Source organism: Bdellovibrio sp. ZFWA1 (assembly GCF_056175665.1).
In genome coordinates, this window is the sequence record NZ_JBJKJH010000004.1 from 1 (window position 1) to 16711 (window position 16711).

The 16711-nt window shown below is 40.9% G+C and carries 14 protein-coding genes and 1 tRNA gene; 3 read left to right on the forward strand and 12 right to left on the reverse strand.

Annotated features, from left to right (window positions below; genetic code table 11):
* The 3 genes from AC04MN_RS14725 to AC04MN_RS14735 all read right to left on the reverse strand — a co-directional run.
* A partial coding sequence (locus AC04MN_RS14725; RefSeq protein ID WP_475383975.1) for a hypothetical protein occupies positions 1–448 on the reverse strand: 448 nt, incomplete at its 3' end.
* A 14-nt stretch (positions 449–462) separates the two neighbouring features.
* A complete protein-coding gene (locus AC04MN_RS14730; RefSeq protein WP_475383976.1) occupies positions 463–747 on the reverse strand; it encodes a helix-turn-helix domain-containing protein in 285 nt (94 codons plus the stop codon).
* Positions 748–1007: 260 nt separating this feature from the next.
* A tRNA-Val gene (locus AC04MN_RS14735) sits at positions 1008–1083 on the reverse strand.
* Between the two features lie 193 nt (positions 1084–1276).
* On the opposite strand from AC04MN_RS14735, the gene AC04MN_RS14740 reads away from it, so the two are divergent.
* Positions 1277–1636 carry a KH domain-containing protein gene (locus AC04MN_RS14740; RefSeq protein ID WP_475383977.1) on the forward strand — a complete coding sequence of 120 codons (360 nt, stop codon included), beginning with the start codon at positions 1277–1279 and terminating at the stop codon, positions 1634–1636.
* 31 nt (positions 1637–1667) lie between these two features.
* Here AC04MN_RS14740 and AC04MN_RS14745 read toward each other — a convergent pair whose 3' ends face one another.
* The 7 genes from AC04MN_RS14745 to AC04MN_RS14775 are packed head-to-tail and all read right to left on the reverse strand — an operon-like array spanning position 1668 to position 11624.
* Complete coding sequence (locus tag AC04MN_RS14745) at positions 1668–2624, reverse strand: hypothetical protein (protein ID WP_475383978.1); 957 nt, start codon at positions 2622–2624, stop codon at positions 1668–1670.
* A gap of 13 nt (positions 2625–2637) precedes the next feature.
* The gene (locus AC04MN_RS14750) at positions 2638–2982 is read right to left on the reverse strand and encodes a hypothetical protein (protein ID WP_475383979.1); all 345 of its coding nucleotides are present in this window, start codon (positions 2980–2982) and stop codon (positions 2638–2640) included.
* Positions 2979–6536, reverse strand: a complete 3558-nt coding sequence (gene dnaE / locus AC04MN_RS14755; RefSeq protein ID WP_475383980.1) for a DNA polymerase III subunit alpha — start codon at positions 6534–6536, stop codon at positions 2979–2981. Before dnaE ends, AC04MN_RS14750 begins: the two co-directional genes overlap by 4 nt.
* Before the next feature lie 16 nt (positions 6537–6552).
* Positions 6553–7848: a hypothetical protein gene (locus tag AC04MN_RS14760; protein ID WP_475383981.1), complete on the reverse strand. Its 1296-nt coding sequence runs from the start codon at positions 7846–7848 to the stop codon at positions 6553–6555.
* A 1-nt stretch (position 7849) separates the two neighbouring features.
* Positions 7850–8254 carry a response regulator gene (locus AC04MN_RS14765; protein WP_475383982.1) on the reverse strand — a complete coding sequence of 135 codons (405 nt, stop codon included), beginning with the start codon at positions 8252–8254 and terminating at the stop codon, positions 7850–7852.
* A gap of 1 nt (position 8255) precedes the next feature.
* On the reverse strand, positions 8256–8957 hold the full coding sequence (locus tag AC04MN_RS14770; RefSeq protein ID WP_475383983.1) for a response regulator: 702 nt from the start codon (positions 8955–8957) through the stop codon (positions 8256–8258).
* Between the two features lie 12 nt (positions 8958–8969).
* Positions 8970–11624, reverse strand: a complete 2655-nt coding sequence (locus AC04MN_RS14775) for an ATP-binding protein (RefSeq protein WP_475383984.1) — start codon at positions 11622–11624, stop codon at positions 8970–8972.
* Positions 11625–11845: 221 nt separating this feature from the next.
* Here AC04MN_RS14775 and AC04MN_RS14780 point away from each other — a divergent pair, with 221 nt between their 5' ends.
* Entirely contained in the window at positions 11846–12883 is a 1038-nt protein-coding gene (locus AC04MN_RS14780) for a sugar ABC transporter substrate-binding protein (RefSeq protein ID WP_475383985.1), read from the forward strand.
* Positions 12853–13665, forward strand: a complete 813-nt coding sequence (locus tag AC04MN_RS14785) for a substrate-binding periplasmic protein (protein WP_475383986.1) — start codon at positions 12853–12855, stop codon at positions 13663–13665. Before AC04MN_RS14780 ends, AC04MN_RS14785 begins: the two co-directional genes overlap by 31 nt.
* A 1-nt stretch (position 13666) precedes the next feature.
* Here the strand turns inward: AC04MN_RS14785 and guaA are convergent, their stop codons facing one another.
* A complete protein-coding gene (gene guaA, locus AC04MN_RS14790) occupies positions 13667–15187 on the reverse strand; it encodes a glutamine-hydrolyzing GMP synthase (RefSeq protein ID WP_475383987.1) in 1521 nt (506 codons plus the stop codon).
* 2 nt (positions 15188–15189) lie between these two features.
* Positions 15190–16656 (reverse strand): IMP dehydrogenase, encoded by a 1467-nt coding sequence (gene guaB / locus AC04MN_RS14795; protein WP_475383988.1) that lies wholly within the window; start codon positions 16654–16656, stop codon positions 15190–15192.
* Positions 16657–16711 lie beyond the last annotated feature (55 nt).

Genomic DNA, 16711 nt, shown 5'->3' on the forward strand with positions numbered 1-16711 from the left:
ATGTACGTCCGTCTGTCTGTCCGTCTGTAGTGATACCAGTTGACACCGCTTGGTTACCACTGGCGTCCGGTTGGTTACCGCTTGGTTCCCGATCGGTAACCGAGTGGTAACCAGTTGGTTCCCGATCGGTAACCGAGTGGTAACCAGTTGGTTTTTCCGTGGAAACCGCGATCATTTCTTTATTTTTGAAATGCTCAATTGCTGACAGAATACTTTTAGAAGTGTCCCCTACATGATCACAAAGGTACTCAAGATCTAATTCGATCCAATCCCTTTGATCATTTGATGCTAATGATAGGATGCAGATCCAAAGCCATTTCTGCGAAGCAGTGAGGCCGTGGAGCTTTCTTGAGAACATTATTGTATTATCAACGCGAAACCAAGAGTGCTTCTTTCGGTCTTTTCGCGGGTTGAATTCGTCCATGTTGAGAATCTGGATGTACTTCATGATGATCCCCTGAACTATTTAATTTTGAACTGTCTTTTGATTTGAGCCGTCTTTTTTCGAATCAAGAAATTTGCCAGAACCCGACGCAGATCGGACTCATCGTGATTCAATACTTTTGCGAGTTTTTTGATCGATTTACCTGGTGGCTCAGAAACACCACGTTCCCAATTACTCACGAATTGCGGCGTTGAATAGCCCATTTGCTTTGATAGATGAAGTTGCGAAAGACCTGATTTAATACGAAGATCTTTCAAAAATTGACCTGCAGAAATTGATTTTAATTCGCCTAAATTTTCCATGCTGCCCCCAGATAAATAGCTAATGAAGACCCAATTTTTTTGAGTCTAAAAGTTGTTCAAATTGAAATTTATGTTTGAATATCAAAAAGCGGTTAAAAGCTCGGTAGTACAGGAGTAGTACAAGTTCACGAGTCATTTCATGTCTTAAATGTCGTTTAATTGAATTTGAAGAATTGAGAAAAAATGTATTTTCCCCAAGGGAGAACGCCTTGAATATCAAGTATTTAGATATAAATTGTAGATGATTTAAAGAAGAAAGATGGTGGTCTCTACTGGACTCGAACCAGTGACCTTTCCCATGTCAAGGGAACGCGCTACCAACTACGCCAAGAGACCACAGACAGGCGATGAATCTATCTATTTTAGTGAAACTTTGCAAAAGCTTTTTGTTTGTGCAATGCGTTTCTCAAAAAAAAGGAAACATGTGTTCCAATTATTGAGCAACAATTTCGCATCATTAAGAGGTCCAGGGGGTATCCACTTTTTATCAAAAATTACGATAATAAAGAACGTGTGAGGCGCAAAAAAAATGAATGAAGCTAAAAAAATTGAAATCTTCAAAATGATAAAGACGGAGCCAATGAATAACACAGAAGTGACAAAGCCTACGACTGAAGATGAACGCAAAATCATTCGTGATTCCACCAGAGACACGCTCGAACGCTTGGTTAAAGACCTTGTGGATTTTCCTGATGATATCACTGTGACCTACTTCAACGGAGACCGCACTACAGTTTACAAAATAGACTGCTCACAGCGGGTTCTAGGGCAAATCCTAGGAAGCAAAGGAAAAACGATCAATGGACTCAGATCGGTTATTTCGGCAATAACAGCCCGGCAAGGACTTCGTTCAATTATTGAAGTTCCCTACTTTCAACAAGAACGATAAATAAAAAAACCGAGCACTAGGCTCGGTTTTTTTATTGATAAATTTCAACACGATCATTCTCTTTAAAGCCACCGCCACTATGAATAACAGCTATGGCCCCATCGGATCCAAAATAAGAGATCACTTCGAGAGTGCCCTTTAAACGCCCCTGCACCTTGCCGATATGAGATCCACTTTCGGGGTCATAAACATCATCACCATCTTCCATCACCTTTAACAGATCGCCAACTATCAAGCCTGAGGCTTTCCCAACATTAAGATAGATTCTGTCACCATTGATGGCAGCAATGCGGCCTTGCCACTCAACTTGATCTAGGGATGATAAAATTTGAGGAGAGAAATCTAAAAATGCATCTTTCACTAAAATTTCAATCATTCTAGGATTGCTCTCAATAAATCGGTCTGTCTCGACTCGCTCGGCGACGCGAACATTAGCATCTTCAATCGTCACTGTTTTAATTGTATTGAAGACCTCTTTATCTCGACGAATATTTAAAACCCGCACTTGTCCAACGATTTCAAATTCAGTCTTAAGGTTTCGAACAACTCCGATTGAATCCCCTTTTCTTTTAATACGAATATCAACGATTTTAGCCTCAATGATTGCATTAAATCCCAATGGAGCCGCCATCTTACCCAAGTCAGATAGTTTGTACTGGTTATTTACAATTAACTTTGAGTAGTCAGTTTTAAGGGTTGCAGAATCAAAGGCTAAAATCTGTCCCGACCGATTCAAATCTTGAATAAGGGCCTGCTCGGCTTTATCCCGAAGAGAACTCGGACGACGATCCGAATCATCCAAGAATGGCAAAACCAGAACTCTTTTCCGAGGTGCAGAACTGGACTCTGCACTCACCAAAGATTCGTCGCGAATCTGCCTTTGCAGTGCAGTGCCTTCTACGGCCCCACGTCTCTGCAATGAAGAGCAGGCTACAACTAGAAATAGCGAAACAATCAAAACGATCCCTGTTTTAATTTTATTAATCACTTTCCTAACTCCTTTAAAACTTAATCAGCAGATTGTTATTATCTTCCACGACAACACTCTTCACAGGCATCGACTCAAAAAGAAAAGCTTCAGCCGTTTTCTTCAATTGCTCCAACGAGCCAGCAGTTTTCCCTTCGAAAGAATATAAGCCGACGGCGATCTCTCGTTCTTTTAGATCTTTAATATTCGAAAACTGCAACTGTAAGGCCTCTTTCAAAGCCTGAATTTTTCCAACGGGGATACGGCTTTGAACTTGTAAACGAATCAAAACAGGCTCATTCGACGAGCCAACTTGCCCCCAAGCCAAAACTACACTGGCAAGCACCGTCAATATCGATACCAAAATCATTTTTGTCATGCGCGAATCTCCATAAAATCAGTTGTTCCAGTTAAAGAGTGTATACTTTCAAATAACTCATTACAAACTCGAATACCCGGTATATCTGGACAATCCAGAACAACTCGTCTCTCGACTTCAGCTAAATTTAGTTCAATCTGAATTGGTACGGCCCCATTAAATGACTTCAACACCTCAAACAGAGAATGATACATCCCGATATCGACCGACTCTAACTTAATTACAATACCCTTAGTCTTTTTAAGGTTTTCCTCTAAAGGTGAAATTGAATCGACCATGATTTTGGGGACACCATCCTCAACTTCCAATGAACCAGCAATTAAAACAGGACGTTCATCTCGCAGATCCATCTCATGACGTTTATATGCTTCAGGAAAGACGACCAATTCGCAAGATCCGGTTAAATCTTCAACCTTGGCAAAGGCCATCCGAGTACCTTTTTTTGTAATCAACTCTCGCATCTCACTAATGAGTCCCGCAACAGTGACCTTCGTCTTACCGGCTTCACGGGCCGTCTTCCAATCCATTTTCTTCGCCGGTGCAGCCGGGGCTCCTTGAGCCGCTTTTTCATTTTCGATACGCTGATTGTAAGCAGGTAAATCTGCGATGGTAGCCGAAGTCCAAATTTTCATCAAATTGTCAAATCCCTTCAACGGATGATCACTAAGATAAAAACCTAAAACTTCTTTTTCATAGGCCAATGCGGCTGTTCTTGACCACGGAGCCACACTATCCAGCACGACTTTGTTCTCTGAAGAACTTGGTGCCAAATCAAAAAGAGAAGCTTGCCCTAACTCCTTCTCTTTCTGCAACCCCAACGCTCGGTCTAAATATTTTTGATATCCAGCCATCAACTGTGCACGGTGCACACCGAAGTCTTCTAATGCACCCGACTTAATAAGGCATTCGACAACTTTTTTATTTACTCGTCGTAAATCAATTGAGTTAAAAAACTCATCAAGGCTTGAAAACTTTTTATTCGGTAATTTCTCTCGAGCTTCAATAATCGACTCGACAGCTCCCTGACCCACTCCTTTAATAGCACCCAAACCAAAGAATATTTCTTCTCCTCTAGCATCGAATAAGTAATCCGAATAGTTCACATTAGGAGACCGAACAACGAGACCTCTTTTAGCCGCATCTTTAGAGTACTTAACGATCTTATCCGTATCAGATAATTCCGTTGAAAGAAGGGCCGCAAAGAATTCGGCAGGATAATGGCATTTCAGCCAAGCCGTTTGTAAAGTAACAACAGAATAAGCAGCCGCATGGGATTTGTTAAATCCATAATCGGCAAACTTGTACATCAAATCGAAGAGCTCTTCCGAACGTTTAGCATCATGGCCTCGGGCAACCGCCCCCTGCATGAACCGCTCGCGATGCCTATCCATCTCTTCTTTAATTTTTTTACCCATAGCTCGACGAAGCATATCTGCTTCACCCAATGAGTATCCCGCAATTTTAGATGCGATACCCATAACTTGCTCTTGGTAAACCATAATCCCGTAGGTTTCCGAAAGAACCTCTCGTGTATCTTCCAATAAAAATTCAACTGGTTTTTTACCGTGCTTACGATCAGTAAAGTCAGGAATATTAGCCATTGGACCTGGCCGATAAAGTGATGTGATCGCCGTAATATCACCAAAGCTAGAGGGCCTTATTTTACGAGTCGCATCTGTGATCCCCTCACCTTCGAACTGAAACACCCCAGCCGTATCCCCTCGAGACATCATCTCGAAAGTGGCAGTATCATTCATCGGAATCATTTTTGCTTGAACACTTTGCCCGCGATTCTTCTTTATTAACTTCAAAGCATAATTAATATGAGTCAATGTCTTCAAACCAAGAAAGTCGAACTTAATCAGACCAATTTTCTCGGCATGTTTCATGTCGTATTGAACGACCTGCTCGCCATCCGCGCCTTTGTAAAGAGGTGCATGCCGAACCAGCTGCCCGTCCGCGATAATAACCCCAGCCGCGTGAATTCCGGCGTGTCGAACCATACCTTCGATTCGTTGAGCCAAATCCATCAAGGTTGCTACCGTGGGATTCATCTCCATCATTTCAGTAAGTCTTGGTTCAGTTTCTAAAGCTTCTTTAATCGTTATGCCCAGCTTTTCCGGCATCAATTTCGTGACAACATCAACTTCTCCGAAGGTCATGCCTAACACACGACCGACGTCTTTAATTGCAAGCTTTGCTTGCAACTTACCGTAGGTAATAATTTGCGAAACTGATTCTTGGCCGTACTTCTGAGTTACATAGGCAATAACCTCTTGTCTTCGGTCCTGACAGAAATCGATATCAAAATCGGGCATCGATATACGTTCCGGATTTAAGAAACGTTCGAAGAGTAGAAAGTTTGGCAAAGGATCTAAATCCGTGATTCTTAAAGAATAAGCCACTAAAGAACCAGCACCGGAACCTCGACCAGGCCCAACTGGAATATCATTACCCTTCGCCCAATTGATGAAATCTTGAACGATCAAAAAATAACCGTTAAAGCCCATCTTATCAATGATCCCTAATTCGTATTCCAAACGCTTAAAGTATTCGGGTTTTTTCTCTTCAGGAACAGCCTCGCCACGCTCTTGAGCCTCCACAAATCGTTCAAGAAGCCCTGCCATCGAAGTCTCTGCGATTTCTTCTTTCAAAGATCGCCCATCTCGTGTGGGAAAGGTAGGCAAGTGATATATTGGCTTTCCCGCTTCGTCTTTAAGTTTGAATTTAACATCGCAGCGATCCGCAATTTCCAAAGTTCGATCACAAAGCTCCGGGAGATCCGAAAAGAGTGTTCTCATTTTCTCTGGACTCTTAAGATAAAACTCTGATGAACCTAATTTAAATCGACTTTCGTCTCCCAAAGTTTTGTTCGAACCAATACATACCAAAACCTCTTGCGCCAACTGATCGTCGGGGGTGATATAATGAACATCATTCCCTGCTACACACGGAACACCAGTAATCTTAGAGGCTTCTAACATAAATTTGTTAATACGATCCCACTCAGGAACACCTGTACGACAAACTTCAAGGTAAAAACGATCATCGAAAATTTCTTTTAAATGTCGAATTTTTTCAAGGGCGGCATCGGCACCTTCTCGAAGAAAAGTATCAGCAACTTCTCCCCTTAAACCTCCACTTAGACAGATAAGATTTTTATTATACTCTTTTAAAACATCATAATCGATTCGTGGCTTCCAATAGAAACCCTCTTGATATCCAATAGTTGAAATTTTGCAGAGCTCTCGATATCCCTCGGTATTTTGAGCTAACAAAACTAAACGTTTTGGACCCACTTGAACTTGATCGCGATCTTGCTTTTTATCAAAACGCGATCCTGGCGCCAAATAGGCGTCTAATCCCAAAATAGGTTTAACGTTATTGTCCTTACAGGCGAAGTAAAACTCTACAGCACCAAACATATTCCCGTTGTCAGTCAAGGCAACTGCGGGCATCTGGTATTCTGCGGCTTTTTTTGCAATTTTCTTAATGCGACACGCCGCTTCAAGAAGGGAGTATTCAGAGTGTACGTGGAGATGAACAAATGACATCCCCAGATACTACAAACTAAGCAGATTTTTTCATACTTAGAACACTACGCGGCAACGAGAAGAAAAGGTAGGCGCCCTCTGGAAAATCGAGTGTTGAGACCTCAATATCATTCTTTTTCAATGCTAAAGCCAATGCTTGCGGAAGCTGAGCCTCAAGTGCCCGAAAAACACTTTCATCTTTAGATACAAAGCCGCCGGATTGGATAGCTATGGCCACGCCTAGCCGATCAGTCTGCTCAATCCAATTTAACACAATTTTTGCCTCGGGCAGACGTACAGCTATTTTTATTACCCGGAAAAAGACATCAAAAAATGCAAGCTCGAATGAACCAGGCCGCAATTTAAGTTCAATTTTCCGAAAGTTTTGATCGACAATCAGACCGACACCATAATTTCGCAAACGAACCTCGAAAAACAAACTCATTTCTGCAATTACTTCACCAAGATTAATGTTCTTACTAGTTTCATCAAATCGCGCCTCACCAAATTTTCTAAAACTCTGCACTACCTGTTTGAGTCGCTCTCCTTCTTTCAATATCGAAGAAAAAATCTTTTCCAAAGAATCCTGTTTTCCCAACGAAGCTGATTTATTTAAAAGCATTTGTCCTTGAAATGATCTTGCCGAAATAATCGTAACCAAATTGTTAAGCTCGTGACTTAATCCACTTATAAGTCCGGCATATGCTCCAGCAAAATCTTCGTTCGAGTCGCCCTGAAGGTTATGGCTATCATCAACATGCCCCGACCTAACAATCTCTGCTATGTTATCGATCGGAACCAAATAAATTAAAAATCTGTCCGCACCTTGGGAGGCTGATACAATTCCATAGACCCACCTTTGATCTTTCACCTGAATTATTCTGCATATATTTACATCCGCATACATCCCATCGGAATCTTGAAGAACGATTTTTAATGGACTTTGGCTTAAAACTTCCTTAACGCTTTCTTCACCGCATTTACTTGCAACAATAAATTCGGAAGAATTATGTTTCAATGCGATAGCTCCTGGAAAGCTATCAACGACCATCTGCAGCTCGTTGAGTTTACTTCTTAAGTGAATTACTTTAATCAATTCTTGATGATAAATATAGCCGACTGTAAAGAAGAACACCTCGGCAAAAATAAGGCTAGCAATATTTTCGAAAATAAAAATATTCCCATAGATTAACAGCGAGATTGCCCCCAAAAAAACAGTGCTCTGAAATACCGAATTAATCCAAAAGGTCTTTGAAGCATTCGTTGAATACTTGAAAGCTACGACCGCACAAACCTGCTGAAAAATTACAAGAAATGCAATCAAAGCCAACATATTATTTCACTCTCAGCGCGATCGCAGCTTTCAGTAATTTAAAATCAATAGGCTTTTCAAAATAACCTTCAGCACCACCATTTATAGCTTTCTTTTTATACTCATCACCACTGTAGGCTGAGGCTATCCAGACTGACATATTCGGATCCATTTGTTTTAGCCGTTCTAACAGATCAAACCCTGACATTTCGGGCATATTGATATCACTAATGATCAATGTTGAGGCCCCTTCTTGAGGATATAACAACAAGTAATCAAGGCATTCTTTTCCAGACGTAAAACACAAAAGATGAAAATTACCCAACGATGTTTCTCGACGAAAAAAATGGCGGTACAGATTTAACATATCTGTCTCATCATCTACTATAATTAAACTCTCTACTGGGGCAATCTTCTTCTCACCCATCTTAAAGGCTCTTTCTTATCCAAAGGCGAAGTCGATCGACATCCTCCGGAGAAATCTTTTTAAATAGCAATGACAACTCAAAACCGCCCGAGCTCAATTTCACTTTATTAACAACTTTCAACGGAACTGGGGATATACCAACAACCGCCCAAATAGGAGCTACAATTTCAACTGAGTTCTCCAAGTCTTTGCCAACCTCACCAATATCGACTTGGGATGAAATCGTGATCCCAATCTCTGTAATAGAGGTCACTCTAATGGGATACTCCAACTTGACTGTTCCAACAATATTTTTACTGGAGAGATCAACACTTTCTATCGCTGGTTGATTGGATCCTGTATTTTTTAAAACCGACTTCACTTTTTCCAACAAAGTATCTTTAGAAAAAGGTTTAACTATATATCCTTCAACATCTAACTTTAAAGCTCGTTCAATGTCTTTCTTCTCGGATCTACCCGACATAAAAACAATAGGTACAAATCGATTGCGAACCGAACGTTTTAACTGAGCAACAAAGTCATAGCCATTTTTCATTGGCATATTGATATCAACCAACGCAAGATTGATTCGGTACTTTTCCATGACCTCCTCTGCATCGAAAGGACTTGTCACAGCGATAATTTGATACCCCTCGCTGGCTAAATATTTTTTAGTCAGTTCAATCATATCTACATCGTCATCTATAACTAATATGAGAGACATGCATCACCTACCTTAAGCCGCAAACTTTGTGATGGCATTAACAACCTCGTTGCGACGAATTGGTTTAGTTAAGTGCGCATCACAGTCCATATTTTTTGACTTCTCAAAATCTTCTAACATCGCATTCGCAGATAAAGCTAGTATCGGGGTTCTTGATATCCCATTTTCCTTTTCAAAATTACGGATTGCCCGAGTAGCGGTATAACCATCCATCACCGGCATCTGAATATCGATAAACACAAGATCAAACCTCTGACCAGACTTAATTAAGTTTACTGCCTCAAGACCATTTTCGGCTTCAACTACGTCAACAGGCATACCTTTAAGATAAGCCTTCAGCAAAACACGATTATCTTCAGTATCATCTGCCACTAAAATTCTAAATTTTCGTTTCGAGCTTAAGTCTATGACTTTGGCCGGACTTTCAACTTCTTGAGCCGAAAAGGCTTTCAGTTTTTCGCCTTCTACTTGCTTATAAGGGAGGGTAAAGAAGAAGCTTGTGCCAACACCTGGCTCGCTTTGCAGCCAAATTTTCCCACCCATAAGTTCTACTAAGTTTTTAGAAATCGCCAAGCCAAGCCCCGTCCCACCAAACTTTCTTGATATCGAACCGTCTGCCTGCACGAAACTTCTGAACAACATTCCTTGGCTTTCTCGCGGGATGCCAATCCCCGAATCTCGAACCTCAAATAGCAATTCATTTTGGTCATCGCCATACGAACTTACAACAATATCAATACTACCCTTTTCCGTAAACTTTACAGCATTGCCAACTAGATTAAAGACAATTTGTCGCAGACGGGTGGGATCTAAATAGCAAGGCTTTAAGCGATCGCTATCAAAGATGAAATTCATCTGAAGCCCTTTAGGTTCAGCTTTGACTTTCAAAATATCAACAACTTCATTGATAAGGCGAACAATATTCGTAGGAATACTTTCGACTTTTATTTCCTGAGCCTCGATTTTTGATAAATCTAAAATGTCATTTATAAGAGCTAAAAGATTTTCACTGGCACTGGACAGGATTCTGACCATTTCCTTTTTATCTTCGGGAACATCAGGGGAGGTTTTCAAGATATCAGACATTCCGACGATAACATTCAATGGCGTTCTTATTTCATGGGACATCTTCGCAAGGAAGTCACTTTTTGCCTGCGAGGCTTTTACTGCCTCCTCTTTAGCGCGTACAAGCGCAAACTGCTGCTGTTTTTGTAGGCTAATATCGTGACATAAGATAACGTAATTTTTTTCACCAACAGAACGTACTTGCGATGGTTTCACTATAACTGGCAATGAAGTCCCTAAAATAAGAAGCTGCCCCTCGACAAAATTATCTGCTTCACCTTGAATAAATTGCTCGAATTGAGTGCTTTCAAGCATTAAGAAATCACGCAAATCGTTACCAACCAGGTCATAGCGCCCGATTTTAAACGCCTCGCAAATTGATTTATTGACTTGTTTAACATAGAATCGAGCGCCCCCAGAATCATCTAATTCTCTCTCAACAATGAAAACAAATTCGTTAATGCTTTCTAAAATACCCTCGAAATAGTTTCTTGAAAGCTGAGTCCACTGCAATCGATCTACCAACTCATTATAGTTTTTAATCAGATACCCAAGTTCATAGGAATCAGTGATAGCTAATTTTTCGGGCTTTTCAGTTGTCCCTAATATTTTAATACTATCAATGACATCATAAAGTGGACGAATGATCTTCAGGTTTCCGTAATAGCTCAATAGCGAAACCACAGAAATGACAGTAAACATGACTAGAATAAATCCAGCAAATAAGTGATACATCCCACGGAATACATCTTTTTGCAGAACAGAAACTTCAATATACCAAACAAGCCCATCTGGTAAACGTGCCAAAGTCGTCGACTTGAAATACGAGTCGCCAGATTTTGATTCAAAGAACTCACTGTTACGTTGTTTTTCTTCGACAGCCCGGATACCATCAGGATTCATCTCAGACACCAGAGCTCCGGCGTCTCGACTTGTCGAACGAATCATCGAATCTTCACCGAAGATAGTTATTCCGCCGCTGGGACCAAGATCTTGAATGTTTTTGCTTAGCTCTCTTTTTACAAAGCGATGAAATTGCTCTAATGAGTATACCAAAACAACCGTGGATACAACCTTACCGTTGACAAAAAGAGGTCGAGAAATAAACATCACCTCTTTATCGTCGTAGCGACCGAACTTTTCGAAATCAAGAAGCAAGACATGTGGCTCGAGTTGACGTTGGGACCAGCTTAGAATCTCTGCTAGCTTTCGACTGCTTGGATCCTCAGCAAGACGCTCTCCGCCCGAAAAGACGCCCTGGTGGCTGTAAAGAATTTCCCCCTTAGGGTTCATCAACAAAAGATCAAAAGAATCTGACTTGCTTAGAAGTGCATCAACACTAGATTCTAATCCTCGAATATCATTAGTTGTTACAAATTTTTTTATCCGCTCTGTTTCACCGATAATATCTACGATCAATTTTTTTTGAGAAAAGAATTTTTCAATCTCGTTGGCCTTCGCGCTTGTGACATATTCTATGCGAGAAAATGCGTATTCTTTAATGGTCGACTGCAAGGAATAGAAACCTAAACCTGTCATGACAACCACGACAGAAACCAAGATAATCAAATTCGAGATGAAAAAGCGTTTTAATAATCCCATGAATCTTAGTTAATATCGGCTTTTATGTGCTCGATAAGAGCCGATTACATAAATTAAATTCAATTCTTAAAGGCTAGTCTCATTTTGAGATTTCTAACTCGACCTTCGTAGTAAGAACTTACTTATCCGAACGGAGAATATTACAATTAGAGGTTAGGTTCATATTTTGATTACAAAAACTTATGTTGGGGGTAGGACTAAAGTATGTTTAACTATGCTCTATGAAACTGCTACATCTCCTATTCGTTGTATTAATATCTAGCTTGAACAGTCATGCATGGGCCACCTCAGGTAAAAAAGTCGTGGCACTTTTATGGAGTCAAACTATAGAGGGCCAAATAGCGATGAGAAATGGCCTGGAAGAGGCCCATCAACACCACAACCAGAAAAGTCCAGATGAAAAAATCGAACTCATTATCCGAACTGCTGGTGATGGGAAAAATGGAATACGAAATCAAATCAAGCAATTCAAGGAAACCCTAGAGTTAAAACCTGATTTAATCATTATACAGCCCACCGACAATGCCAGCCTTACTTCAAGTCTTAAACAAGCAAATGCAAAAAAAATACCTGTCATCGCTTTTGATCAATACATTTCCGGAGGAGAACTACTCTCTTATGTGACATCGGATAATTATCAAGCTGGCAAACTAAACGCTGAATATATCCATTCGTTATTTCCGTCGGACCTTAAACTCAGCATCGTTCTTCTTGAATATCCTAGAGTATCGTCAACAATTGAAAGAGTTGATGGTTTTTTAGAAACTCTAAAATCTGCGGGTAGGAGTTTCCAAATAGTAGCTCGCTACGAAGCCGTAGAACCTGAAGGTGGTAAAAAGGCAGCCCAAAAAATGTTAAAAGAATTCCCCATAAAAGGGAGCATTCACGTGGTCTTCTCGGTCAACGATGGGGGTGGCATTTCCTTTGTTGAAAGCCTTCATAAGTCAGATCGAAATGAGGTTGTTCATGCAACCGTTGATGGAGACCCCGAGTCCATCGAAAATATTAAAAATAAAAAAATCACTAAAATCGACACGGCTCAATTTTGCGCTGAAATCGGAAGACAGTCTATGAAACTAGGTCTTGATTATCTTGATGGAAAGAAAATTCCTAGGAAAGTTCTAATTCCGACATTTCCTGTGACAGCAGAAACATATCATCTTTATAATGGCTGGATGGGCTCTATGCCTGAATCATTTGTAAAACCATGGTCAAAGAATAAGGAACAATGGAAAAGAGAATTAAAAACACTTTTCTAATTTTTATCATCAATTTCAGTATTAGCAGTCATGCTATTGCAAAAGACGAAACAAAGAAAGCACCCCTCATCGTTGGGGTGTCTGCAGTGTGCCCTTATGCCTGTTTAAATGATGAAGGAAAATGGCATGGCTACATTGTTGAAATTCTCGAATCTATTTCAAAAATTCAAAAAGTAGACATCCAAATCCGCGATATTCCAAACTCTAGGTTGCTGCAAAGTCTGCGTTTAAAACAGATAGATAGCGCTATTTTACCATTATTTTCATTTAGATATGAGTCTGATATTATTGCATCTCAAGCGACTCTTGGCTTTTCGTTAGCCGGACTTGCGACTCATAAAGATGATGCCTTTCACTTTACAGATATCTCTGAACTTAAAATGGCGACCGTCGTTGTTGCCGATCTCGGCGAAGAAACCTCAAAAATTATAAGTGACATTGAAATTCAGGCGGAAAAATCTAAGGTCTCTATCCTTACCGGTACGGACTCGATAAAACGCCTTTTGAAATTAATTAAGATTAAACGAGCCCGCTTCGGTATTGGCGAATATAATCTACTTAAAGCAGAATCTAAAGACTTCCCAGATGTCCGCATTCAACCAACATCGATTGCTGGATTTTCCAGCATACATCTAGCAAGCTTAAATTCGCGAAAGGATCTTCAGGAGTTCGATAAGGTCCTATCAAACTGGATTGTTAAGGAACGAAAAAAAGGAACTTTAAAAAGCATTTTCAAAAAATACAACCTCGAAGATTGGGACGCGTTTACGTCCCGCCCTTAACTTACTCCCACTCTATCGTTGCCGGTGGCTTACTGGTTATATCATAAACAACTCTATTTACGCTTGGCACTTGGTTCGTAATCAGATTACTGACATGCCTTAAAAATGACATTTCAAAAGGATACCAATCAGCCGTCATACCATCCACTGATGTAACAGCTCGCAAAGACAACACGTAAGAGTAACTACGAGAATCTCCTTGTACACCCACACTTCGAACTGGGAGTAGCACACAAAAAGCCTGCCAAATTTTATCGTAAATCCCCGCCCGTCTTAGCTCTTGTATAAATACTTGATCTGCAGCCTTCAAAATTTCTAATTTTTCAGAAGACACTTCACCCAAAATTCGCACGGCAAGGCCAGGCCCGGGAAATGGATGTCTCCATAACATATGATGAGGCAATCCAAGCTCTTTACCAAGTTCGCGCACTTCGTCTTTAAATAATTCGCGTACCGGCTCTAACAATTTAAGCTTCATCTTTTCGGGAAGGCCACCCACATTATGATGGGATTTAATGGTTACACTCCCCCCCACTGAAGAGACGGATTCAATCACATCGGGATAAAGCGTTCCCTGAGCTAACCACTTAATCCTTGGATCTTGAGGCATACTCTGTTCGAATACCTCAATAAACAGCTTTCCAATTGTCTTTCGTTTTTTTTCAGGGTCCGTAACTCCCACAAGCGCGCTTAGAAATGACTGTTCGGCATCAACACCTTGAACATTTAAACCGACTCTTCGATAGCTCTCTAAAACTTCATCGTATTCATTCTTCCTTAATAGTCCATTATTGACAAAAATACAATGAACCCGTTCGGCCCCTAGAACCTCAGACAACAATGTCGCAACAACAGTAGAATCAACGCCGCCACTTAAGCCCATTAAAACATGATCCTGCGGACCAACTTGCGCCAAAATTTTTTCAGCAATCACTTTCTTAAATGAAGCAGGCTTCCATGTTGGCAAGGCTTTACACATCTGTTCAGCAAAATAAGAAATCACGTCTTGGCCATGATCGGTATGAGCAACCTCAGGATGAAACTGGACAGCAAAACAGCGCTCTCCCAAAAAAGAAGCGATGTGCCCCGACTCGGACTCAGCAACTACTGAAAACCCTGAAGGCACTTTTTTGACAACATCACCATGGGACATCCATACATTTTGCTGAGCCGGAATATTTCTAAGTGCTTTCTTCCAAAAAACCTTTTGCAAACCATATTCTCGGTGATCTGCTTTTTCTACCACCCCACCTAATTGAGCGGAAAGCAACTGCATGCCGTAACAAACACCCATCACAGGTGCAATAGCCAATAACTTTTTAACGTCTCGCTGCGGACTTTCGGACTCGTAAACAGAGTTCGGGCCTCCACTTAAAATGATACCCAATGGCTTTAAGGACTGAATCTTATCATCACTTAAATGAAAAGGATGTATTTCACTATAAAAACCCAACTCGCGCAGTCTTCTAGCGATCAACTGGGTAAACTGAGATCCAAAATCTAAAATTATAAAACCGCGCATTTTTAGGAATCCATTCGATAATTAGGAGCTTCTTTATAAATACTCACGTCATGAACATGCGATTCGCGCAACCCAGCAGATGTGATTTGAACAAATCGTGCTTTTTGTTGAAGCTCATCAATATTAGAAGCACCCAGATAACCCATTCCACTGCGGAGTCCCCCCAGTAACTGATGAACCACACCTGAAGTACTACCTTTATAAGGAACTCGTCCCTCGATTCCCTCGGGCACAAGCTTTTCATCCTCAATATCAAATTGGGCATAACGATCCTTAGATCCTTCAGCCATTGCTCCTAAACTTCCCATTCCTCGATAAAGTTTGTAAGTGCGGCCTTGGAATAAAATAGTTTCACCAGGCGCCTCTTCGGTGCCCGCCAAAAGGTTTCCTACCATAACGGAGTTCCCTCCTAGAGCCAGTGCCTTAACCACATCACCAGAATACTTTATTCCACCGTCAGCAATAATGGTCTTACCAAGTGACTTTGCAAACCGAGAGCAATCTATCACAGCGGATATCTGCGGCATTCCTACGCCCGCAACCACACGAGTCGTACAGATACTACCAGGTCCAACGCCAACTTTCACAACATCAGCACCTGCACTGTATAAAGCTTGGCAAGCCTCGACGGTCACAACGTTACCAGCAACCACAATAACATCTTTGAATTGACTCGAAATCCACTTGACCATTTCAATGACATTCTTTGAATGCCCATGCGCCGTATCCACACACAAGACATCAACGCCGGATTGAACCAATGCCAAAGCTCGATCTTTCGAATCAGCACCAACTCCTACAGCCGCCCCAACCATAAGTCGACCATGCTTGTCTTTTGTCGCCTGCGGATAGGTTTTTGCCTTTTCAATATCTTTAATCGTAATTAAACCCTTTAAACGTCCTTGATCATCTACAACGGGAAGCTTTTCAATTCGATGCTTTTGCAGAATTTTTTTTGCTTCATCCAATGTGGTACCAATTTTGGCTGTGACCAGTTTATCTTTGGTCATCAAATTCGAAATAGGCTGTGCAAAATTTTCTTCGAATCGTAAGTCTCGATTAGTTAAAATTCCAACGAGCTGACCATCTACTGTAATGGGAACTCCACTAATTGAAAATTTTTGCATCATTTGCAAAGCATCACTGACTAAGTGTGAAGGACCCAGCGTAATTGGATCCAAAATCATTCCACTTTCGTATTTTTTTACTTTTTCGACTTCAAGGGCTTGTTGCTGAATAGACATATTTTTATGAATAATGCCCAAGCCCCCCAATTGCGCCATCACTCGAGCCAAGCGATTTTCGGTCACCGTATCCATGGCCGCTGAAATTAAAGGCGCATTAAGATACAAATCCTTCGCAAAAAAACTGCGGGGAATAACATCTGAAGGAACTACTTCTGAATATTGTGGAATCAATAAAATATCATCAAATGTTAAAGCCAAAGGGACGCTGGAATCGACTCTCACAAATCTCTCCTTGCAGGGGGATGGTCCCTCTATTTTGGCTCGGAAAATAAAAAAC